The 21,498-nt window shown below is 44.4% G+C and carries 17 protein-coding genes; 4 read left to right on the top strand and 13 right to left on the bottom strand.

What is annotated here, in order from left to right:
• The 10 genes from hemZ to ACO4PX_RS00565 form a co-directional block, all read right to left on the bottom strand.
• Positions 1-1,414: coproporphyrinogen dehydrogenase HemZ (hemZ, locus tag ACO4PX_RS00610; protein WP_485570897.1), on the bottom strand; the 1,414-nt coding region annotated here is incomplete at its 3' end.
• Positions 1,415-1,563: 149 nt separating this feature from the next.
• Positions 1,564-2,547: a 3'-5' exoribonuclease YhaM family protein gene (locus tag ACO4PX_RS00605; RefSeq protein WP_455023503.1), complete on the bottom strand. Its 984-nt coding sequence runs from the start codon at positions 2,545-2,547 to the stop codon at positions 1,564-1,566.
• Between the two features lie 12 nt (positions 2,548-2,559).
• On the bottom strand, positions 2,560-3,786 hold the full coding sequence (locus ACO4PX_RS00600) for a S1C family serine protease (protein WP_485570894.1): 1,227 nt from the start codon (positions 3,784-3,786) through the stop codon (positions 2,560-2,562).
• A 27-nt stretch (positions 3,787-3,813) separates the two neighbouring features.
• Positions 3,814-5,223 carry a sensor histidine kinase gene (locus tag ACO4PX_RS00595; RefSeq protein WP_007156691.1) on the bottom strand — a complete coding sequence of 470 codons (1,410 nt, stop codon included), beginning with the start codon at positions 5,221-5,223 and terminating at the stop codon, positions 3,814-3,816.
• A gap of 121 nt (positions 5,224-5,344) precedes the next feature.
• On the bottom strand, positions 5,345-6,079 hold the full coding sequence (locus ACO4PX_RS00590) for a response regulator transcription factor (RefSeq protein WP_007156692.1): 735 nt from the start codon (positions 6,077-6,079) through the stop codon (positions 5,345-5,347).
• A gap of 139 nt (positions 6,080-6,218) precedes the next feature.
• Positions 6,219-8,582: an endonuclease MutS2 gene (locus ACO4PX_RS00585; protein WP_485570892.1), complete on the bottom strand. Its 2,364-nt coding sequence runs from the start codon at positions 8,580-8,582 to the stop codon at positions 6,219-6,221.
• Between the two features lie 99 nt (positions 8,583-8,681).
• Positions 8,682-9,635 (bottom strand): ROK family glucokinase, encoded by a 954-nt coding sequence (locus ACO4PX_RS00580; RefSeq protein WP_485570890.1) that lies wholly within the window; start codon positions 9,633-9,635, stop codon positions 8,682-8,684.
• A gap of 75 nt (positions 9,636-9,710) precedes the next feature.
• The gene (locus ACO4PX_RS00575) at positions 9,711-11,177 is read right to left on the bottom strand and encodes a DUF5711 family protein (RefSeq protein WP_485570888.1); all 1,467 of its coding nucleotides are present in this window, start codon (positions 11,175-11,177) and stop codon (positions 9,711-9,713) included.
• Between the two features lie 111 nt (positions 11,178-11,288).
• Positions 11,289-12,212, bottom strand: a complete 924-nt coding sequence (locus ACO4PX_RS00570; protein ID WP_485570886.1) for a nucleotidyltransferase family protein — start codon at positions 12,210-12,212, stop codon at positions 11,289-11,291.
• A gap of 608 nt (positions 12,213-12,820) precedes the next feature.
• A complete protein-coding gene (locus ACO4PX_RS00565; protein WP_314667251.1) occupies positions 12,821-14,446 on the bottom strand; it encodes a C40 family peptidase in 1,626 nt (541 codons plus the stop codon).
• Positions 14,447-14,925: 479 nt separating this feature from the next.
• Between ACO4PX_RS00565 and trmB the strand changes: the two genes are divergently transcribed.
• The 4 genes from trmB (at position 14,926) to smpB (ending at position 18,869) form a co-directional block, all read left to right on the top strand.
• Positions 14,926-15,579: a tRNA (guanosine(46)-N7)-methyltransferase TrmB gene (gene trmB, locus ACO4PX_RS00560; RefSeq protein WP_485570884.1), complete on the top strand. Its 654-nt coding sequence runs from the start codon at positions 14,926-14,928 to the stop codon at positions 15,577-15,579.
• A 170-nt stretch (positions 15,580-15,749) separates the two neighbouring features.
• Positions 15,750-15,977: a preprotein translocase subunit SecG gene (gene secG / locus ACO4PX_RS00555; protein WP_183681356.1), complete on the top strand. Its 228-nt coding sequence runs from the start codon at positions 15,750-15,752 to the stop codon at positions 15,975-15,977.
• A gap of 191 nt (positions 15,978-16,168) precedes the next feature.
• Complete coding sequence (gene rnr / locus ACO4PX_RS00550; protein WP_485570882.1) at positions 16,169-18,406, top strand: ribonuclease R; 2,238 nt, start codon at positions 16,169-16,171, stop codon at positions 18,404-18,406.
• Complete coding sequence (gene smpB / locus ACO4PX_RS00545) at positions 18,399-18,869, top strand: SsrA-binding protein SmpB (protein ID WP_040648663.1); 471 nt, start codon at positions 18,399-18,401, stop codon at positions 18,867-18,869. Before rnr ends, smpB begins: the two co-directional genes overlap by 8 nt.
• Before the next feature lie 13 nt (positions 18,870-18,882).
• On the opposite strand, the gene ACO4PX_RS00540 is transcribed toward smpB, so the two are convergent.
• From ACO4PX_RS00540 to ACO4PX_RS00530, 3 genes are all read right to left on the bottom strand, one after another.
• Positions 18,883-19,650, bottom strand: a complete 768-nt coding sequence (locus tag ACO4PX_RS00540) for a hypothetical protein (RefSeq protein WP_485570880.1) — start codon at positions 19,648-19,650, stop codon at positions 18,883-18,885.
• Positions 19,631-20,587, bottom strand: coding sequence for a helix-turn-helix domain-containing protein (locus tag ACO4PX_RS00535; RefSeq protein WP_485570878.1), 957 nt, complete (start codon positions 20,585-20,587; stop codon positions 19,631-19,633). The genes ACO4PX_RS00540 and ACO4PX_RS00535 overlap by 20 nt, the downstream gene beginning before the upstream one ends.
• Before the next feature lie 136 nt (positions 20,588-20,723).
• A complete protein-coding gene (locus tag ACO4PX_RS00530) occupies positions 20,724-21,350 on the bottom strand; it encodes a lactate utilization protein (protein ID WP_485570876.1) in 627 nt (208 codons plus the stop codon).
• Between the last annotated feature and the right edge of the window lie 148 nt (positions 21,351-21,498).

Raw genomic sequence — 21,498 nt, 5'->3', positions numbered from 1 at the left:
AAAGGTAGTAGGGCTGTAAATCCAATTTCTCCGCCGTATCCATACTGCAAAGCATCATCCACTCGATTTCTCTTCTCTCCTGTCGCTTCTTTAAGGAAGGCAGATAGGGAATGGAAAACTCTCTTTCCAAGGAAAAGCTTTCCGCCTCTCCTCCTGCCTGATAAATTTCCCGAAAATGATTTTCCTCCGCCTTTAATCTAGCGGCCCGCTTCACCGCCAAGGAATGTACCGTCAGGCTATCCGGAGCCAGGCGCAGGATTTCGGAAAGGCTTTCCTCCACCTGCTGCAAATGCTCTCCCGGCAATCCCAAGATTAAGTCCATGTTGATGTTGTCAAAGCCTAATTCCCTTGCCAAAGCATACTTCTCTTTTACTTCTTCCACGGAATGTTTTCTTCCGATAATATCTAAACTTTCCTGATGGAAGCTTTGGGGGTTAATGGAAATTCTATCTACAGAAAAATCCTGTAGAAGCTTTAGCTTTTCCCGATTAATGGAGTCCGGTCTTCCCGCCTCCACCGTATATTCTATGGCGCCCTTTCCCTTGGAAAAACAATGCTTATCCACTAAGGAAAGCAGGATTTCCAGATCCTTTTCTCCTAGAGCTGTTGGGGTTCCGCCACCGATATAAATGCTTTGCAGCTGCTTTCCTCTTTTCTCTCCCATCTCCCGCAGCACAAAAAGCATTTCCTCCTCTAAAAGAGAAAGATATTTCGGCATCTTCTCGGAAAAGCTTCCCATAGGCATGGAAAGGAAGGAGCAGTAGGCACAACGGGTAGGACAAAAGGGAATATTGATATAAAGACTGTAACCTTCGGAAATGCTTTTTCCATAAGCCTTTTCCGCCCTTTGTAAAATATCTTCCTCCTGCAAAGAAATCTTATATAAAAGCTCCGCCTTCTCCCCCTCCAAACGATACTCTTCTTTTAGAGCAGGGAACAAAACTTCGGGACTCTGCCCCTTTTCGTCCCGCATTTTTCGGCAAAGTCCTACCGGACGAATGCCGGTTAAGTCTCCCCAGGGCAGGCTTCTTCCGCTTTGTTTTTCCAAAATATCATAAAGATAGGCCTTTAAAATGGACTTATCCTTTCCCCTATCTCCGGTAAAGGCAAGATCTTCTCCGGTAATGTCCAGAGAAAAGAGGAACAGAGAAGGGTTGAGAAGCCCCTCCTCTGTTAAAATGCGATTTTTCTTTTCTTCCGGCTTATGCTTTAAGCTCTTTTTATTTACCTCTGTGGGCTGACCCACTTCCTTTGCCCGCTTAAAGGCATTCTTCTCCTCCTGGGTGGTTTCCATCAGACGAATCCCCTGACTGCTATGAATCTGGAAATCCTCCCCGGGATAAAAGGCCTTACATAGCTCCCGAATGTCCGCTTCAAAAGGAAGCACCTTATCTCCTAAAAATAATTGAATCACAAAATCCTCTTCTTCATACTATATAAAATCTAACTGAGAAATCTCTGAAAACTCTTGATGACTATACACTATAGAATTTGCTCTATAGAATTTACTCTATAGGATTTACTCTACAGAATTCACCCTACAGAATTCACCCTACAGAATTTTTAATTGGAAGTCTTCTTTACATTGCTGTCCAAAAGCTTGTTAAAGCCTACCCAACCGTTGGCTTCCTTGGCCTTTCCGGACTTTTCTCCCTGCTCGATAAACTCCCGCATGGTTTCCAGCTTGGCATCCGTATTGTCCGCAAAGGAAAGGAGCAAAGCCTCCATGGTAGCCGGCTTCTTGGGAGAACCGTATTCCAATTCCCCATGATGGGACAGGATACAGTGTAAAAACTCTATCTTCATATTCTCCGGAAAATCGGGAATCTCCTGCATCTTTTCCGAAAGCATGGTGTAGCCGATCAAGATGTGACCTAAAAGCTGTCCCTCGTCGGAATAATCATTTTTCGGAAAGGGAGTAAGCTCCTTGGTTTTTCCGATATCATGGCAAAGAGCCGCGCTTAACAAAATGTCTCTATTGATATCCCCATAGTGTCTTGCGTAAAAATCGCAAAGTTTAGCAACAGACAGGGTATGCTCCAAAAGTCCCCCCACATAGCCGTGATGCACGGATTTTGCAGCGGAATGGAAGGAAAAGCATTTGTAAAATTCCTTATCCTCCACAAAAAGCTTCTGTAACAGCTTCTGTAAATAAGGGTTCTGTACGGTCTTAATCAGAGCAAATAGTTCCTTCCCCATTTCTTCCCGGTCATGCTTACTGACCGGTAAAAAATCCTCCGCCGCATAGGTTCCCTCGGAAGCCACCGACAGGCGCTGAATACTTAGCTGATTTACCCCGTTGTAAATGCTGACATTTCCCTCCACGTACACATAGTCCATGGGAGAAAAGTCCGATATCCCCGGAGAATTGGGTTCCCATACCTTGGCATCAATGGTGCCGGTTCTGTCCTGCAAGCAGACATTCAAGTATTCCTTTCCGTTTTTTGTCACCGCTGCATTCTTGGTTTTCACAAGATACACATTATTCACCCGAAGCCCATCTCGGAAATTCTCAATAAAGCGATTGGGGTTAGGAACTCGTTCCATATTTTTTCCTTCCTACCTTGCCTGTATAGGGCAAGAAAGCACTAACTCTACATACTCTTTACCATTATAACGGAGAAGTTCCACGGGAACAACCGCTCCTTCCGCCTGTTCCTGCAAAGTATCCTGAAAAGCCTTGCCGGTGTCAACGCTCTTTCCGTTCAATTTTATGATAATATCCCCGGGTAGAATTCCAACAGAGTAGGCGGGACTGTCTTCCACCACCTCCGTGACATAAACCCCTTCCGGAATTCCCAGCTCCTTCATGGTCTTGGAACTGTTTTGAATCTTTACGCCGAAATAGGGAAGAATTCCTCCATTACTGAGTCGTTCCAGACTTTCTAAAGCATCAGATATTCCGATAATCTGTCTTCCTGCTTTTCTATCCTCTGCCTCCGTGTAGAAGCCTACCCATTCTCCCTTTGTGTTTAAAACAAAGGCTGTGCTGTTTTCTTCTCCGGAGAACTGCATCTTGATTTCTTCCCCAACCCTGTCCTCCGAAGCCTTGTCATAGGACAAAACGCCGATGGTGCTTAAAGCTGAGGAATAGGCCTGTCCCAAGGGGGAGCCTAAAAGCAGTACCGTGTCTCCCTTTTGCAGAAGTCTGGAATTCCCTCTAGGCATTTCCTGAATTTTCTCCCACTCCTTATCCGTTAGGGAAGAAAGTTCTGCGGTAAGAACCACCCATCGATCCCTGCCGCTTTTCCCCCGAAGAGTGGCGGGAAGCTTTTTTTCCCGGTTAAAGGTGACCTCGTAGCCTGCCCCTGCCTTGGCCTCTCCCAAAAAGAGAATCACCGCCTCTTCTTTGGTCTTTTTTAAAATCACCCCGGTACAATGCTGGTTTGCTTCACTGAGAGAATCTTCTCCGGGAGTATGAATACTGACCTCCACCAAGGATTTTTCCCCTTCGGAAATCAGCGTTTTGGCATTGGACATCAGGCTGTCATAGCTGGATACGGAGAAATCAAACTTTTGCAATTCTGACTGTACTACATCTTCAATCGCTTCGGTTTCCGCCGTGCTTTCCGATGCCGCTTCCGTACTTTCTTCCAGCAGGGCAATGCTTTCCTTTGCTTGCTCGACTTCCCCCTGGGAAAGGCGTTTTCCCAGAAAAAAGAAGGAAAAGGCTGCCGCTATACCAAAAAGCCCGCCGGAAAGCAGAATCAGCACCGCCTTCTTCAGCCTTTTTTTCCATTTTCCCTTAGGACCTACGATTTTCTCTCGAATAAAATGTTCTTCCATCTTGCGTTCCTCTAAAGCCCTACTATCTTACTCTTCTACCCGTTCCATTGCGGGAAGTGAAAAGCTGAACTCCGTACCCACTCCTTCCGTGGAAACACAGTCAATGTTTTCCCCGTGGGCAGTGATAATACTTTTTACAATGGCCAGTCCCAAGCCGGTACCGGCTTTATCCTTTCCTCTGGAAATGTCCGTCTTATAAAAACGCTCCCAAATCTTCCCCAAATCCTTCTTGGGAATTCCGATGCCCTGATCCTTAATGCCCACCAGCACCTTCGTGCCTTTTTGCTCCGTCCGAATCTGAATCTCCGAATCCTCCTTGGAGAATTTTACCGCATTGTCCAAAAGATTGTAAAAGACCTGCTGAATCTTAGGATAATCCCCATTGACCATCTGTTTTTTCTCTGCAAACACCAGAGAAAATCCCAGCTTTTTCTTCTGACACTGCATTTCAAAGCTGGCACAAACTTCTCGAATCATCCGGTTTAAATCAAAATTGCTTCGGTTTAAAGAGCTTCCCTGATCCAGCTTGTTTAAGCTCAGCATGGACTGGGTCAGTTTACTCAGGCGCTCCGTCTCGGAAATCAGCCGAAGCAAATATTTTTCCTCCGCCTCCTTGGGGATAGTTCCATCCAACATAGCCTCCAAATAGCCCTTTATGGAGGTTAGTGGGGAGCGGAAGTCGTGGGAAACATTGGCAATAAACTGCCTTTGGTAGTCATCGGATTTTTGGATTTCCTCCGCCATGAAATTCAGAGTATCCGCAAGGTAGGACATTTCATCTCCTCCACCGACGGAAATCCGATACAAATATTCTCCTGCCGCATAGTGTACCGCCCCTGCCGTAATTTTTCCCAGCGGTCGATAAACCCAAAAGTAAAAAACGAAAAAAATGGAAAGAGACAGTACTGCCACAGCCAGAAAGCCTCTATAGAAAATGCTGAACAGCATTGCTTTTTCCTGCTCTATTCCCGCTACGGATTTATGTAAAATCAGGTAGGCAAGATTTTGGTAATTTCTCTGAATGGGAGCCTGGGCCAAGATATGCTCCTCAGGCAGCAAACCGTGAAGATTGCCTCGGAAAGCAATTTTTCCACCGTTTTCCGTAGGATCAAAATCACTCACAGTCTTTCCGCTCAGATTGTCCTTTCCCTTATGCTGCAGAATTTTCCCGTCCTTATCCACCAAGGTCCATTCCACGTTACTTCTATGAATGTTACCTTCCATCTCCTTACTGAGTCTATCCAGAGAAAGGGCTCCGTTTTCCTCTTTAGAATAGAAGTTGGCAAGCCTGGTAGCCTCACTATAAAGCTCCTGTCCCTCTCTTTGGTATAGATTCTGCCCGATAGCCTTTTCTCCGTAAAAATAAAGGAAAAGAAAGCCAAAGAGAAAAAACAGCAGGTAGGTGATGATAAATTTGATAAATAATCGTTTTCCCAAATTCCCTCCTGCCTATTCTATCTATCCGACCTAAACTTATTCCTGCAATATCCATCCCGGCCTAAGCTTACCCTACGATTCCTGTAATATCCATCCCTGTCTAAGCTATGTTTTACGGTCTTTATCCTAATCTGAACTTGTAACCTATGCCCCAAACCGTGGAAATCTCCCACTCTTCCACCTGGGGAAGCTTCTCCCGAAGCCTCTTGATATGCACATCCACTGTCCGGGAATCCCCGGCAAACTCATAGCCCCAAATATGATCCAAAAGCTGCTCTCTGGTAAAAACCTGGTTGGGGGAGCTGGCCAAGAAATACAAAAGCTCCAGTTCTTTTGGGGGCATATCAATAGCCTTTCCTTTATAATGCACCGCATAATTGCTTAGGTTGATTACCAAGTCTTCGTAGGCGATGTATTTGCCCTTTCGTAAAAGGTCTTCTCCCCCTTCCTTTTCCTTATCTTCCTCCAAAGGTGGCGAAAAGACATGCTGGCTTCTTCGCAAAACCGCCTTCACTCTGGCTACCAGCTCCTTGGTATCAAAGGGCTTTAGCATATAGTCGTCCGCTCCAAGCTCTAAGCCCAGCACCTTATCAAAGGTCTCTCCCTTTGCAGAAAGCATGATAATGGGCACATTGGAGCTTGTGCGTATCCTTCTGCAAACCTCATAGCCATCAATTCCCGGAAGCATCAGGTCCAAAATAATCAGTGCCACCGGCTCCTTTTCCAAACTTTTCAGGGCTTCTTCTCCGTCTTCACAGATTCGGGTATCGTAGCACTCCTTTTCCAGATATAGGGAAACCAGCTCTGCAATGGAGCTGTCATCATCCACAATCAAGATTTTTTGTTTCTCCGCCATGCTTCCTCCTTTCTATTGTTTTCCAACTTTCATTGCTCTAAAAATCACCGAAGCGAGTCTTCGCTTCAATCTATACAGTACACGAGTGTTCATCGGCTCATCTTTGTAGTCTATGCAAAGCTTAAGCTGCACCGGCTTATTACTTCTTAAAAAAGGCAATGCTGACACCGTCAGAGCCTTCCCCATACTCTCCTAAACGGAAGGATTCGATATGCTTATTCTTTTTCAAGCATTCCTGCACCATCTTTCGAAGGGCTCCGGTACCTCTTCCATGAACGATTCGTACCTGAGGCAGTCTGGCCAAAAAGGCATCATCCAAATATTTATTTAACTCCGGCAACGCATCCGCCGTCATTTTTCCGATTAAGTTAATTTCCGGAGAGATGCCAAGCACCTTTCCTCTTCCGATGGAGGCGACTTTTCCCTGATTCTTTTCCGGCTTTTCCTTTTCCTTATGCTGGATAAATTCCACATCCTTGGCGGAGACCTTGGTGCGAAGCATACCGGCAGTAACGGTGAACATTCCATTTTTATCCGGAAGAGTGGTAACCGTTGCCACCATATCGTGCATGCTTAAAACCCTTACCTTGTCTCCGATGGCCAATTTCTTTAAGGAAATGGTTTGGGAGGGTCCCTTTACCATGGTGGAGGACAGAGCCTCATCATTTTCCCGCATCTTTTGGTGAAGCTTGGTTCTGGTCTTTTCTCCCTCTAAGGCACTGCTCTTTCCTGCCTCCTGCCGACGTAGTTCCTTTACCACCTGGTCAGCGGTTTCCTTCGCCTCCCGTAAAATCTGAGCAGCCTCTTCTCTGGCTCTTTGCAGGATTTTCTCTCTTCCTTTTTCGATGCCTTTGGTGGATTCTCTGGCACGCTGCTTTAAACTCTCCACCTCCGCCTTGTAGCGCTCAATTTCTTCCTTTTCCCTCTGGGCAAGGCGTTTGGTATTTTCCAAATCCGCAATTACATCTTCAAAATGCAGGTCTTCTTCTCCCAAACGGTTCTTCGCAGAAGCAATAATGTCCTTTCGAAGACCAAGCTTCTCCGCAATGGCAAAGGCATTGGACTTTCCGGGTACACCGATCAAGAGATGATAGCTAGGCCTGAGACTTTCCACATCAAAGGCGCAGGCGGCATTTTCCACTCCCTCAGTAGACAAAGCGTAAAGCTTTACCTCCGCATAGTGGGTGGTAGCCAGGGTTCGAATTCCCTTTTGGAAAAGGTGGTCCAGAATAGCCAATGCCAAAGCCGCTCCCTCCGTAGGATCCGTTCCCGCCCCAAGCTCATCAAAAAGGCAGAGGCAGTCTTCCCTTGCCCCCTGTAAAATCCGCACCGTATTGGTCATGTGGGAGGAGAAGGTGGAGAGACTTTGCTCAATGCTTTGCTCATCCCCGATATCTGCATAAATCTCCCGATACACCGTAATGCTGGAGCCTTGGAAAGCCGGAATAAAGAGTCCCGCCTGCCCCATCAATTGGAACAATCCTAAAGTCTTTAAGCAAACCGTCTTACCACCGGTATTGGGTCCGGTAATCACCAAAAGGCTGAAGTCATCTCCCAGGCGAATGCTGATGGGCACCACTCTATCCTTAGGAATCAGGGGGTGACGGGCATCCAAAAGCACCGTCTTTCGCTCCTGATTCAAGATAGGCTTTACTCCATCCATCTTATTGGCAAGTTTTGCCTTGGCAAAAACAAAGTCCAAATGACTTAAAATCTTTACATTTTCCCCCAGTTCCTCGGTAAAGGGCGCTAAAGAAAGGGAGAGCTGTAAAAGAATCTTCTCCACTTCCTTTTTCTCTAAAGACAAAAGTTCCCGCATATCATTTTCCAGCTGAACAATGGAGAAGGGCTCCATAAAAAGAGTAGCTCCTGAGCTACTTTCATCATGAACAATTCCCCGGAAAGCATTCTTATACTCCGCCTTAACAGGAAACACGTGTCTCCCGTTTCGAAGGGTTATCACCGGGTCCTGCAACATAGAACGGTTATGCTGTAAAATTCGATTTAATTCCTGGTTGATTTTTTCCTCTAAGCCCTTTTCCTTCCTACGAAGATGGGAAAGCTCCGGACTGGCATCATCCGCCAGCTCCTCTTCGGAAAGAATACAACGTTGCAGCTCTCTTCGAATATCGTCCAAGGGGGCTAAAGCCTGAAAATACTCCTGTAAAGCATCTTCCCTCTCTTCTCCCTGATCCTTTGCTTTTTTGGTCTTTTCTAAAATCAGGATAATATCATATAGCTCCGGAATGGAAAGGGCTGTGGATAAGGCTAAACGGGAAAAATAGGGGCGGATTTCTTTGATTCCCCGAAAGGAAATTCCTCCCCCTAAACGAATGCGATCCTGAGCAGCCTCTGTTTCCGAAAGACTCTGCTCCACCTCTAAAAAGGAAGAAGAAGGCTCTAAGGCCTTCAGCTTCTCCTTTCCCAAAGAAGAGTCTGCCTCCTCCACTAAACGGTCTATGATTTTGTAAAACTCCAATGTCTTTAAGACCTTTTGGTTCATTCTATCCCTTTCTACTCTTTGCCGAACTTATCCGGATTTACTTTCACTAGACGATATCCATACAAAGCATTTCTATTTTATGCCTATTTATGCGGAAAACTATTCCTTATCCAACATCAGCTTTGCACAGCCGTAGATTCCCGCATCATTTCCAAGCTTAGCCAGCATCAGCTCCGCCTTTTTATTTAAAATCGGTGTGTGCTCCTCGTAATGCTTCTTAATAATCTGTAAGAGGAAGTCTCCTGCTCGGGAAACGCCTCCACCGATAACGAAAACCTCCGGGTCTGCAATCATGGAAACCTGTGCCAAAACAATTCCCAGATAACGCATACTGCATTCTAAACTTGTGCTGGCCAAAATGTCTCCTTCTTTAGCCGCTTCGCAAACAATCTTTGCGGTAAGGGCTTTTCCATAGATACGAAGAGAAGAAGGATCTCTAAACATCCGAAGAAAACGCTCTGCCTCCTTCACTATTCCGGTAGCGGAAGCCACCTGCTCCAGGCAACCCATGCCGCCGCAGGCACAACGTTCTCCCTCCACATCCCGCACATGGATGTGTCCGATTTCCGCTCCTGCACCATGAGCTCCGGTAACAATTTTGCCATTCAGAATCAAACCGCCACCTACGCCGGTTCCCAAAGTTACCATCAGCATATCGGAGAAACCTCTTCCTCCTCCCTGCCAAAGCTCTCCAAGGGCCGCCACATTGGCATCATTTCCTACTGCACAGGGAATCTTTCCGCCCATCAGCTCTCTCATGATTTTTGCCGGGTAAATGTCTTTCCAGCCTAAATTTACCGCAACAGGCACATGTCCATCCGGCTCTACAGGTCCCGGTACACCAATCCCGATTCCTGCCACATCCTCATAGGCAATGGTCTTTTCCGCCAAATGCTTCTTTAACTCCTCAGCCACATCCGGAAGAATATACTTTCCCTGCTCCGCCTTTCTGGTGAGCACCTCCCATTTATCCAACAGTACGCCGTTATAGGTAAAGATACCGCATTTTACGGAAGTTCCCCCTACATCAATGCCTACGCAATATTGATTCATCTTATCCCTCCTCTGTAGCCGGCTACACACCTTACTCTTCTGAATGCTTCTAAAAGCACAGGACTGAAGCTTTTTCTATTTTACCCGAACAGCCTCTTCCCTGTTTCGATATGCCAAGAATAAATCCGTTCCCCCGAACTGGATTTTTGACAAAGAACGAATGTATTGCAAACCTTCTTTGGTCTCCCCATTATAACGCAGTCTGCCGTGAAAATCATAAACTTTAAAATATTTCTCTTGATAGAGAATCACCTTGTCCTGACTTAATTCCATGTTGTTGCCCATAAAGTCTATGGGTTTATCCAAAATTTTCTCTCCGGTTTTTCGGAAAATCAAAAGTCTATAGGGTTTTTCCTGCTTTTCCTTTTTCCTTCCGGAAGAACTTTTCGTCTTTTGCTTTTCTTTACCGACATTCTCTTTGCTTTCTGTAAGAGTACTTCCACTTGCTACAGGACTTTGTTTCTTTGTCTTCGGTTCTTTAGTATTGCCGCCCTTTGTACCCTCTTTGCCTCCGGACTTTCCCCCATCCTCCTGAGTCTCACCTCTTTGATCCGTAAGGACTGCAAGGTAATTTTCATCATAGGAAATCATCCGAATCGTTTCCGGAATTTCCACCTTTTTCTTCAGCTCCGGACTGGTTCTGACTTTCGTGGAGAAGAAAGCCAAACCCCCATCATACGCCGCAAAGGATTCCTCATCAGTAAAAAACTGTACTCTTCCCACAATGCCGCCGGAAAAATCATCGGTAAAGCCCCCAACCACTCGGTCAGCACCGGCATTTTTCCCTAAAGAAGAAAAATTATAATAAACCACTCTGGATTTCACAGCGGTCTGCTCCAAATGGGCAAATGCCACGCAGAGCTCCGTTCCATCCGGAGATACGGACAAATCCATGGGATAACCGTCTCCCGACATCACCGACTTGATGCCGATGTCCAGATTTTTGCCTTCCTTGGAAAATACCGTGATATAGGTTCCCTGATCCTCCGACAAAAGCGCATAAACCACACCTTTTTCGGAAATCCGTAATTTTTCTATGGTACTGGGGGCTTCCCCCTGCCCGCTAAGTCCCTGGGCAGAAAAAATATACAGCCTGGTACCGCCCTGCTCTCCAATTACCGCATAATCTCCGGAGACGGAAACCAGAGCTCGTCCCATTTCAAAGGCCTGATCCCAAAGCACCTTTCCCTGGGAAGAAACATACTTCGCCCCGTCCTTACTGAGTTTAATTACACCGTCCCTGTAAGGAAAATAGCTGTATTCCTCCTCTACATCCTTACTTTCTTCCAGACTGTCCTTCCATAGAAGTTCTTTTTGTCCAAAACGTCTTCTTCCATAAAAGAAAAAGCCTACCGCAAAAAGAAAGAAAAGAATCAACAAAAAAGGAAGCCAAAAGTTTTTCGCAGTTAAAGAAAACGGATTGTCTTCTGCCCTTCTTCCTTCTTCCTGCAGCTCTTCTTCAAGACCTTCTTCCGCCTTACTTCCTATGATAACCCTTTGCTTTAATTTCCTTTTTCTTGATTCTCTTTCCCGATCCGCCAAAGCCTACTCCCTATCTTAACTTAACGGTATCACTGCTCCGGATACATTCCTTTAGCAATATAACTTTGGGATGTATCCCTTTTGCGATACAACTGCTCCGAATATACGCCCTTAGCGATATAACTGTTCCGGATATAAGCCATTTGCGATACATTCTCGTAAAGCTTCTTCCGCCAATGCACGGTCTTCCTGATAGGTTACACCGAACCAACGGTCATGATCCTCTAAAACCTTTACTCTGGCCTTTCCTTCCTTCATCAGGCAATCCACCTCTCTAGGCAACAGATATTCGGACTTCGCTTCCTTACCGTATTTCTCCAGCCAGGAAGGGAATTTTTCAATCAGTACATCCAGAAAATGCTCCGGAAGTCCAAACATGTTCATGGAAGCAATGGCATCCTCCTGCAACTCCACAACTTCCTTCTGTTGATTTTCTCCTCGTAAAATGCCGTCTTCCTTCCGCTCAATGTTGTAGGTTTCGGAAATGGATTGAAGGTAGCCATCCCCGCTAACCTGACAGATTCCACGATTTACAGAGCCGTACTTGGAAAGGGTATTCACCAAATGATATCCTGCCATACACATTTCCATCATTCCTGAATCCGCTCTATCCGCCTGTAAGAAATCATTGATTAGGCGGAAGCCCTCTTTTCCGTAGAAATCATCCGCGTTAATCACCCCAAAGGGTCCCTGCACCTGCTTTCTGCACTGCATTAATGCATGGGCTGTTCCCCAGGGCTTTGTACGCCCCTCCGGCACGGAAAATCCCTCAGGCAGTGCTGTGATTTCCTGAAAAACATAGTCCACATCCGCAATCTTTTCGATTCTCTTCCCGATAATTTCCCGGAAGTCTTCCTCAATATCCTTTCGAATCACAAAAACCAGCTTTTCAAAACCTGCTTCCAAGGCATCATGCACGGAATAATCCATGATGATTTCTCCATGGGGTCCTATTTTCGCCAGCTGTTTAATGCCCGCACCATATCGGGAGCCCAATCCCGCAGCCATGATTACCAACGTTGTTTTCTTTCCCATAAGTCTCTCCCTTCGGGTGGCTATTGTATAAAAAAGGAATACACTGACTATCCTTTTGCTATCTCTTTTTCTATCCTTTAAAGATAAGGGAAAAATGCCGTTTCGTCCAGTCTTTCTATTGGAATTCTGTAAACATTGTATGGATTCGCGATGATGCAGTGTGGGCCTGAAATCGGGAATACGCTCTGATGCAGTGTGGGTCTGTAATGGGGGCACGCTCTCGCTAACTTCGCCTTCGTAGCTAAGAGCTATAAAAATTCAGATGGTTCGCGATGATGCAGTGTGGGTCTGAAATCGGGGCACGCTCTCGCTAACCTCGCCTCGTAGCGGATACTAAGCGAAAAACACAGTTCCTGTGTTTTTCGCAAGTACCGACGGGCTCAGATTACCCCTTATTTCAGACCCACACTGCATCTATCGCTTCGTTTATTGATTATTTAGTCCTTCACTTGGTCAGCTCACCTCAAGTGTCGACCGGCTCAAATACCTCTTTTTTCAGACCTATACTGCATTGTCGCTTCGTTTATTGATTTAAAATTCTTCTCTTCCCCAGTTTCTCGCCAGTTCCTGCGGAATCAGTTTTCTCTCTTTACAGGCCTGAACTGCTGTTAGCTGAAGATTCTCCATGCAGTTATAAAGTTATTTGCCCACCAGCCGGATAGGCTTCTATGCACCACTCGGCCGTTGGAGGATGATGCGTCGATAACAGATCCGCCTCCGGCATAAATGCCTACGTGTCCTCGTACCACCACAATATCTCCTGCCTGTAATTCTCCCATACTTACTTTCTTAAATCGTCCCGGATTTCTCCAACCGGAGGAGGTCATATAGGAAGTTCCCACGCCGGCCTGATTCAAACACCAGTATACAAAACCGGAACAGTCAAAGGAATTCGGACCCTTAGCTCCCCATACATAGGGAGAACCGATTTTGGAGGACGCAATGGAAATCAAAGATCCTGCAGAACCGGAAACTGTTGCTCCGCCCACACCGGAAGAAATACTTCCGCCGGATCCGGTATCTCCTCTTCCTGCCGGAGCGGAATTTCCTCCGGCTGCGCCACCCCTATTGCCACGGCTCGGTGTCTTTGCCTTTGCTTTTGGCTTCGGCTTAGACTTGGCTGTGCCGGACTGAAGAAGCTGCAGAGTTTTCGCTCCTGCTGTTCCGTCTGTTCCTAAACCATTCACGGACTGGAAGGCAATAACTGCATCTTTTGTCAGCTCTCCAAAATAGCCGGAGGCTTTATCCTGAGAAAGATAGCCGTATTTTACCAAAAGATTTTGCATATTCTTGACATCATCACTTTGTTCGCCAAGACGCATACCGAAGGGCTTGGCATTTTCAGAGTCCATAAGACTTCTGGTATCCGGGCCAAGGTAACCGTCTACTACCTGATCATTTCTGGACTGGAAGGCACGAATGGCATTTTGCGTACTAAGTCCAAAATTTCCATCCGCCTCTCCGGAAAGATATCCCAACGCAATCAGACGATTCTGGTATTTTTTTACAATCTCACTCTGTTCTCCAAGGGCAATAATATTAGCCTTTACTTCATCAGAGTATAGAAGATTGTAAGTGGTCTGGCCCACTGTTCCATCTATCGTCAGTTTATTGACTTCCTGCAATTTCTTTACCGCAGTTTCCGTATCCTGATCAAAGGTTCCGTTAATCTGGCCGCTTTCCGTAAGGTATCCCAGGTTATACAAACGGTACTGAATCTTGGTAATATCGTCTCCCTGGAAGCCAAGCTTTGCCGCATAATGGGGAGCGGATTCCGACATCAGAGCATCCCAGGTGTCTACACCGGTAATACCGTCCATTTTTCGTCCTGTCTGTCTTTGGAAATACTGCACGGCCTTGGAAGTGGCATCTCCGTAATAGGTAGTCGGTTCATCCTCCTCCATATAGCCAAGGTTCATCAATCTTTGTTGCAAATCCTTAACAACAGAATTAATTACACCTACGGTAAGATTAACCGGTGCTAAGTCCTCCGCCTGTCCGTCAATGGTAACTCCTTCAATAGAGGGAAGCACATTGGCATTTAAGCCGAGAGCCGCAATGGCCATCACACCTTCCGACTCCGCTTCAGTTGTCAGGACAATATCCGAGGAAGAAACAGCCTGCTCCTCAGCGCCAAGCTTCTTCTCACAAGCAGTAAGCCCCAATAGACCGGCTACTAAGACAAGAGAAAGTCCTCTATGGAATAATTTTGAATTCCGTATATGATCTTGCATATATTTTTGTACCTCTTATTTCTATAGATGAAAACGCTGTTCTATGATACCATAGGCACTGTTCCTATCCTATAAAGAAAATCTTAATTTTGATTAGGAGGAGAGGTAAAAAGGAAAAAGAAGAAAACAGCAGGGGAGACTTTAATAAGTTTTTGAATTCATAGAACTTAACGTTGAATAAGCAAAGAGTTTTAGCAAATATATGTGGGTTTGTTCCTTCAATAAGCATCACCAAATGTGCTCCGCACATTTTTGTGTAGGACAAAGGTGGCGCAGGCGGGAATGCAAGCATTTCCGACTGCACCACCTTTGTCCTACACAATACGGAAAGAATGCTCGCATTCTTTCCAGGTGATGCTGAAAGCTTAGCAATCCATACCAATTTCTCCGCAAGATGTTTTTCTTAATTATACAGCTCTTTGCTAAAGCACTAAGGAATTCCACTCTTCTAATCCAATCCCATTTATAAAGGAGTACCTATGCGTTTACGTCATATCCCCGGTTCCGAAGATTTTGTAGCAAATTCTCACTATGTTTTGTCACATCCGGAACAGTACAAGGGAGAGTTTTCTAAAAAGCTCTTTGGAAATGCCAATCCTTTGCACATCGAAATCGGTATGGGCAAAGGACAGTTTATCTTCGAAATGGCCAAAAGAAATCCAGAGATTAACTATATCGGCATTGAGCGCTACGACAGCGTTTTACTGAAAGCGATTCAAAGAAGAGAAAAGCAGGAACCTGAGCTTACACTCACCAATCTTTTCTACATCAGTATAGATGCCAGACTTTTGACAGATGTCTTTGCTCCGGAGGAAATCGGAAAAATCTATCTGAATTTCTCCGATCCCTGGCCTAAAAAACGGCAGGCAAACCGCAGACTCAGCAGTCCTGTCTTTTTAAAGATTTACAAAGAAATTCTGGCAAAAGACGCCTTCGTGGAAATGAAAACAGACAATCAGGATCTTTTCACCTATTCCTTGGAAAGTTTAGAGGAATGTCACTGGCAGATCTTAGCGAGCACCAGAGATTTACATCATGATTCTGTACTAAACGAAGGAAATGTAATGACCGAATATGAGGAAAAGTTCTCTTCCAAGGGAAATCCCATTTGCAAGTTTATAGCTAAGCCTTAACTATCACTTTTCAGCATGCTCCCGACAACAAGTAATTCAAAATACTATAGCAAAAATACTTAGATATCGGCATGCTTTTGCTACTGTTTTTCCATAAAAAAATACTTGCCTCTCCTGTCCCTATCATGCTATACTCAGTCGGTATGTAAATTTGAAAGGAATGGTTTTCCATGAAGATTTTTTTGGTTATTGTATTTGTATTGCTGGGCTTAGCATTGTCTGCCATTATTCTGATGCAGGAAGGTAAGAGTCAGGGCTTAGGTGCTCTCTCCGGTACCACCGACAGCTATTGGCAGAAGAATAGAGGTCGTTCCGTAGAAGGAAACCTGGAGAAGTTTACTAAGTTTGCCGCTTTTGCTTTATTCGCAGTAGCATTGGCGCTGGACATTATTTGGTAAGTTTATTCCTCTGTATGATAAGCCTGCATTTTATGCAGGCTTTTTCTCATATCCAAAGATAAGCAACAGGCGAATCAAAGGTGAGCATTGGCAAGAAAATGAGAGTTCATGCAATTCCTCAGACAGTTCCTCAAATTTTCACAGAAAACACTTGTAAACCATAAAAGGAATTAAAGAATAAAAGGAGTAAAATGCGGGAAGAGCAAAGGGATAAGTTAAAGAAAATTATATTGGATCTGATTAAGGATCCGAGCTACCACCCCATGAAGGAAAAGGAACTTTGCTTCTTTCTTGGTGTGCCAAAAGAAGAAAAGGCAGCCTTTCAGGAGCTTCTTATGGAGATGCAGGAAGAGGGCGTTATCGGCATTTCCCTGCAAGGGAAATACAGTAGGGCGGAAAGCTTCTCCCAAAAGGGTACTTTTCATGCCAGCAGACGAGGCTTCGGCTTTGTTTCTCTCAGTGAAAAGGAAGAAGAAGTCTATATTCCCAAGGGGGAAAGCGGCAATGCCATGGACGGCGATCTGGTAAAGGTCATCCTTACGAGAAGAGCGGAAAACGGCAGTAAGGCAGAGGGAAAAATCAGCAAGGTTTTGGAGCGGGCCAATAAGGAAGTACTGGGGCTGGTAAAGGAAAAGCGGGAAGGGCTCTATCTTTCCCCGGATAATCCCAAGCTTCCGGATTGTATTTTGATTTCTCCGGGAAGGGACAAGGGGGCTGTGCCCGGAGATAAGGTTATCGTAAAAATCCTTTCCTATGGGTCTACCAAGGAGAACAAAGCCCCCAGAGGTCGTATTCCCCGAAAAAGAATCAGTCCTCTTCTCTCCTGCCCTGTAGGAGAAGTGAAGGAAATTTTGGGAAACAAAAATGATCCGGGAATGGATGTGCTCTCCGTAATTCGCTCCTTCTCCCTGCCGGAGGAATTCTCCGAGGATGTGCTTTTAGAGGCCAATCAACTTCCCAATGCCGTTTCTCCTGAAAAGGCGGAGGAGCCGGGACGAAAGGATTTTCGGAAGCTTACTACCATCACCATTGACGGAGAAGATGCCAAGGACTTGGATGATGCCATTTCTTTGGAATATTTTCCGGAGAAGGAAGAATATAGACTTTACGTGCATATTGCGGATGTGAGCGACTATGTGAAGGAAGGAAGCGCTCTGGATTTGGAAGCTTTGGAGCGGGGTACCTCCGTTTACCTGACAGACCGGGTAATTCCCATGCTGCCGAAAGCTCTAAGTAACGGCATTTGCTCCCTCCATGAGGGAGTAGACAGACTTTGCCTTAGCTGTATCATGGACTTCGACCGGGAAGGCCGTCCCCTCTCCCACGAAATTACCCCCTCCATCATTTGCTCCGATAAAAGAATGTCCTATCACAAGGTAACAGCGCTTTTAGAGGACAAGGAATGGGAGGACCCGGAAGAGAAGCTTTCTTATCTGCCTTTCCATGAGCTTCTTACGAAAATGCGGGAGCTGGCAAGACTGCTTAGAAAATCCAGAATGGCCAGAGGGGCTTTGGATTTTGATTTCCCCGAATCCAAGGTGTACTTTGATGAAAATGGAAATATTTCCAAAATCTGTGCAGAGGAAAGGGAGGAATCCCATAAGATTATTGAGGAATTCATGCTCATTGCCAATGAAACCGTGGCAGAGGAGTATTACTGGCGGGACATTCCCTTTTTATACCGTATCCACGAAAATCCGGATTGGGAAAAATGGCAGAATCTCTCCCATGTTCTCTCCTCCTTTTCCTATAGTTTAAAGGCAAAGGATCCGGATAGCCTTAGACCGAAGGCTTTGCAGGAGGTACTTTCCAAAATGAAGGGAAAGCCGGAGGAAGCCATGCTCAGCAGCTTGATTCTTCGTTCCCTAAAGCAGGCCAAGTACAGTACAGAGCCGGAAGGGCATTTTGGACTGGCCAGTAAATATTACAGCCATTTTACCTCTCCCATCCGCCGTTATCCCGACCTGCAGATTCATCGTATTATTAAGGAAAATATTGCTTCTCAGGAAAATGAGAAACGGCGCAAGCATTATGAGCGGATTCTGCCGGATGTGGCAAGCCAAAGCTCTCTTCGAGAAAGACGCGCAGAGGAAGCGGAACGGGATTGCATGAAATTGAAAAAATGTCAGTACATGAAGAATTTCTTGGGAGAAGTTTTCCCGGGAAGAATCTCCGGGCTTACCCAGTACGGCATTTATGTCACTTTAGAAAATAGCATTGAGGGCATGATTCCCCTACGCTTTATGACAGAGGACTACTACATTTTCAATGAGGAGGAAATCAGTCTTAGAGGCGAGGCAAGCGGAACGACCTTCCATATAGGGGATCCGATGTGGATTTCCGTTTATGCGGTGGACACCCTAAGCAGAAGTATTGATTTTCTTCCCTACTATCCGGAAGATACAGAAGGAGGCAATAGTCTTGACTAAGGAAAGCATAAAGCAAATCGCCAACAATAAAAAAGCCTTTCACGACTACTTTGTGGAGGAAAGCTTTGAATGCGGAATTCAGCTTTTCGGAACTGAAGTAAAGTCTCTTCGCTTGGGGCAGGCTTCCATTAAAGAGGCCTTTTGTCAGATTCGAAACGGGGAATGTTTTGTGGTAGGCATGCATATCAACCCCTACGAGCGGGGTAATATCTTCAATAAGGATGCCTTAAGAGACAGAAAGCTTCTGCTGCACAAGCAGGAAATCCATAGACTTCTGGGAAAAATCAAGGAGCAGGGCTATACTCTTATGCCCCTTTCCCTTTATTTTAAAGGAAGCCTTGTAAAGCTGAACATGGGACTCTGCCGTGGTAAAAAGCTTTATGATAAGCGGGAAGATATGAAGAAAAAAGCCCAGAGAAGGGAATTGGAAAAGGAATTCAAAAAGGCAAATATCAGAGTATAGTTGAGGTCGGAATCTATGAGTCTTCATTATCTCTTAAGTAACAGTTCTTTAAACGCCTAATGATTTCTTCTTTACTCTGTCGCAGACCTAACTGTTTTATATCCAGCTCTTCGCTTTCCATCTTTAATAAAAATTCAGAGATATCTTTTTTGATGATTCCCTTCGTGGGAATCATCACTTCTTCTCCCAAAAGTTCTGATATGCGAAATACATCATTTCTGTGTTTACGGATATCTCTACTATCTATTTTTTCGCCCAATTCTCTTCTTTCCGTCAAATCCAGCCATGCCTTCATTTTAAATGGAATCAAGTAAGGAGTATTAAGAATACTAACTCCATCCAATATCACCGGCTCATTTCTAAGAAATTGATAGTAATCATCATCCAAGAGAATTGCTGATAGACTCGATAACTCCTCTTCTAGGGGAATCGGCGTTAATACTGCATACTCCGGTAATACCATTTTGTCTGTTCTTCTGGAAAATATTTCAATCATAGCCGGAAAAGAGTCGTTTTTAGGTTTAGAAAATCTATAAAATTGACTCTTACCACTACTTTTGTTTCTATGTTCATATCCTGCTTCCAAAATATAATCCCAAAATTTCCGACCAAACTCTATAGTCAGGACTTCAAGAATCAGAACAAGATCAAGATCTTTTGTCGCTCTAAATTCCATATCAAAATCCGACATCAGCAAGTCGCAAGCGGCACCTCCAATAATAATGTAGTTGGATTCATAACCTTGAAAGCACTCTCTAAAACTATGTAAGCCTCTGATCATATTTCTTCCTCCAAAATGCTTCCATCATTTCTGTAAGAGAAATCTGAATGCGTTCATCTGCATTATCCTTTAAACTTAAATACAAGGAAAGAGCATCTATCTTCCCCTTCATTCCAAACAGCTTCGGATCATAATGCCATATTTCCAGCTGAATTTCTTTGTCTATATCCGTCATATAATCATAGCTACTACCATGAAAATGTAGAGTAGCATAAGTCTCTATTTTGGAAGGACTTAGCATGGAATATTCTGATAATGCGGAAACTCCGGCCTTTAAGAATTCATCCTTCAAATCTTTTCTTTCAATATACAGCTTTTTCTTTACCGGAGATATTAAAAATTTTTCTGCAACTGTAAATAATTCTTTTCCATGAAATTCCGAAGCAACAAACTTGCTAACACCTCTTTTATGGCTTTTAGTAATTCCGGCATCTTCCAGCTGTTTTGTAGCTCTACTGATAGTCATCAATGAATAGGATATATGATTTGACAGCTCGCTGAAACTAATCTCCTCTTTTCCACTATATAGGAAATATAAAAATAAAACCTGTGCCGCAGGACTGATTTTACTAGGGATTAATCTTCTTTTGCTAAATTTTTCTTGTAATGCCACTCCCATAAAGGGAAGAAATATCTGCATCCCTTCCATTACAAATGGAATTCTTGCCTTGATTAGGCTTTCCCTTTGTCTGGGTAGACATTCATTAAGCACTAAAACCACAGGAATATTTACTATTTCAGCAAGTTTTTGTACATGCTTTTTCACTGAAACTATATCTTCCATTTTCCCTTTTATGTACATGAAGAGACAGTTTGTTTTATCTAACTTTACCTTTTTAAAAGAATATCGATCTGTTAGAAAATATGGTATTTTTTTTCTATCCTCCCAATCCTTATATTCTGTTTTTATATCAAGTACCTGCTCTATATACTCCATATCCACCCCTTTATAACCATTAAAATGTATTATAACTATACTGATGTTATAATTCAATTATAATGTTATAAACTATGTGAATTTCACCCCTAACATCAAACTATAAACAATATAAAAAAAGAATCCACTATAAAATCTAAAATCCCAATTCCTCATTCACCAAAATCACATGAATTCGATCATTATGACGAGAATAGCGAGTAATCAAAAACTGACAACAGATGGTATCCGGAGACTTACAATCCGAACACTTTCCCGTTACCCTACAGGGTGTCTTAATATCAAACCTTTGGGTATTTATAGGTGCCGCTACATTTCTGGCTCTCTTCATGGCACTGTCTAAATCCGGACAAACCTTCTGCATTCCCACAATAAATAAAACCTGCTTAGGTCCCTGAGCAATGCAGGATACCCGATTGGCATTCCCGTCAATATTTACCAGCACTCCATCATCCGTCATGGCATTTACGCTGGATAAGAAGACATCCGCATCATAGGCCGCAAGCAGTGCTGCCCTTGGCTCCATTTGACTTCTATCAATGAAATTATATTCCCCTTCCTTTAAGGCAGATACAAGCCCGATTTCCATAGCACTCATACAGCCGCCCATGGAAATGCTGCTGCCCTTGGGCATCAGCTCTAAAGCCAGCTTTAAAGCCTCTTCCTTATCCTTGGCATAATAGCCGGTCATATTTCGAGACTTTAGCCCCTTAATAACCGTCTCCGCCAATACCTCATTTCTTTTCTTTCCGTAAATGTCCATAAGCACTCCTTCCAATAAGACTCAACAGAATATTTTTAGCATGACTTCCAAAGCATTTCAACAGATAAGGCTGAAGAATCCCCCTCGGACTTGTGCTATAAGACATACCGTAGTAGTTTTTCAATAGATTTTCACCATAGATTCGGCA

The organism is Oribacterium sp., from assembly GCF_057249185.1.
Note: the sequence above shows the minus strand (reverse complement) of the source record. Positions and strands in the feature narration are given on the sequence as shown.

Bases quoted from the DNA above. Each gene is read 5' to 3' on its own strand.
- ACO4PX_RS00585 (WP_485570892.1), bottom strand. From the start codon at position 8,582: ATGAACCAAAAGGTCTTAAAGACATTGGAGTTTTACAAAATCATAGAC.
- ACO4PX_RS00530 (WP_485570876.1), bottom strand. From the start codon at position 21,350: ATGGACATTTACGGAAAGAAAAGAAATGAGGTATTGGCGGAGACGGTT.
- trmB (WP_485570884.1), top strand. From the start codon at position 14,926: ATGCGTTTACGTCATATCCCCGGTTCCGAAGATTTTGTAGCAAATTCT.
- ACO4PX_RS00540 (WP_485570880.1), bottom strand. From the start codon at position 19,650: ATGATCAGAGGCTTACATAGTTTTAGAGAGTGCTTTCAAGGTTATGAA.
- ACO4PX_RS00590 (WP_007156692.1), bottom strand. From the start codon at position 6,079: ATGGCGGAGAAACAAAAAATCTTGATTGTGGATGATGACAGCTCCATT.
- ACO4PX_RS00605 (WP_455023503.1), bottom strand. From the start codon at position 2,547: ATGGAACGAGTTCCTAACCCCAATCGCTTTATTGAGAATTTCCGAGAT.
- ACO4PX_RS00565 (WP_314667251.1), bottom strand. From the start codon at position 14,446: ATGCAAGATCATATACGGAATTCAAAATTATTCCATAGAGGACTTTCT.
- secG (WP_183681356.1), top strand. From the start codon at position 15,750: ATGAAGATTTTTTTGGTTATTGTATTTGTATTGCTGGGCTTAGCATTG.
- ACO4PX_RS00570 (WP_485570886.1), bottom strand. From the start codon at position 12,212: ATGGGAAAGAAAACAACGTTGGTAATCATGGCTGCGGGATTGGGCTCC.
- ACO4PX_RS00600 (WP_485570894.1), bottom strand. From the start codon at position 3,786: ATGGAAGAACATTTTATTCGAGAGAAAATCGTAGGTCCTAAGGGAAAA.
- ACO4PX_RS00535 (WP_485570878.1), bottom strand. From the start codon at position 20,587: ATGGAGTATATAGAGCAGGTACTTGATATAAAAACAGAATATAAGGAT.
- rnr (WP_485570882.1), top strand. From the start codon at position 16,169: ATGCGGGAAGAGCAAAGGGATAAGTTAAAGAAAATTATATTGGATCTG.
- ACO4PX_RS00580 (WP_485570890.1), bottom strand. From the start codon at position 9,635: ATGAATCAATATTGCGTAGGCATTGATGTAGGGGGAACTTCCGTAAAA.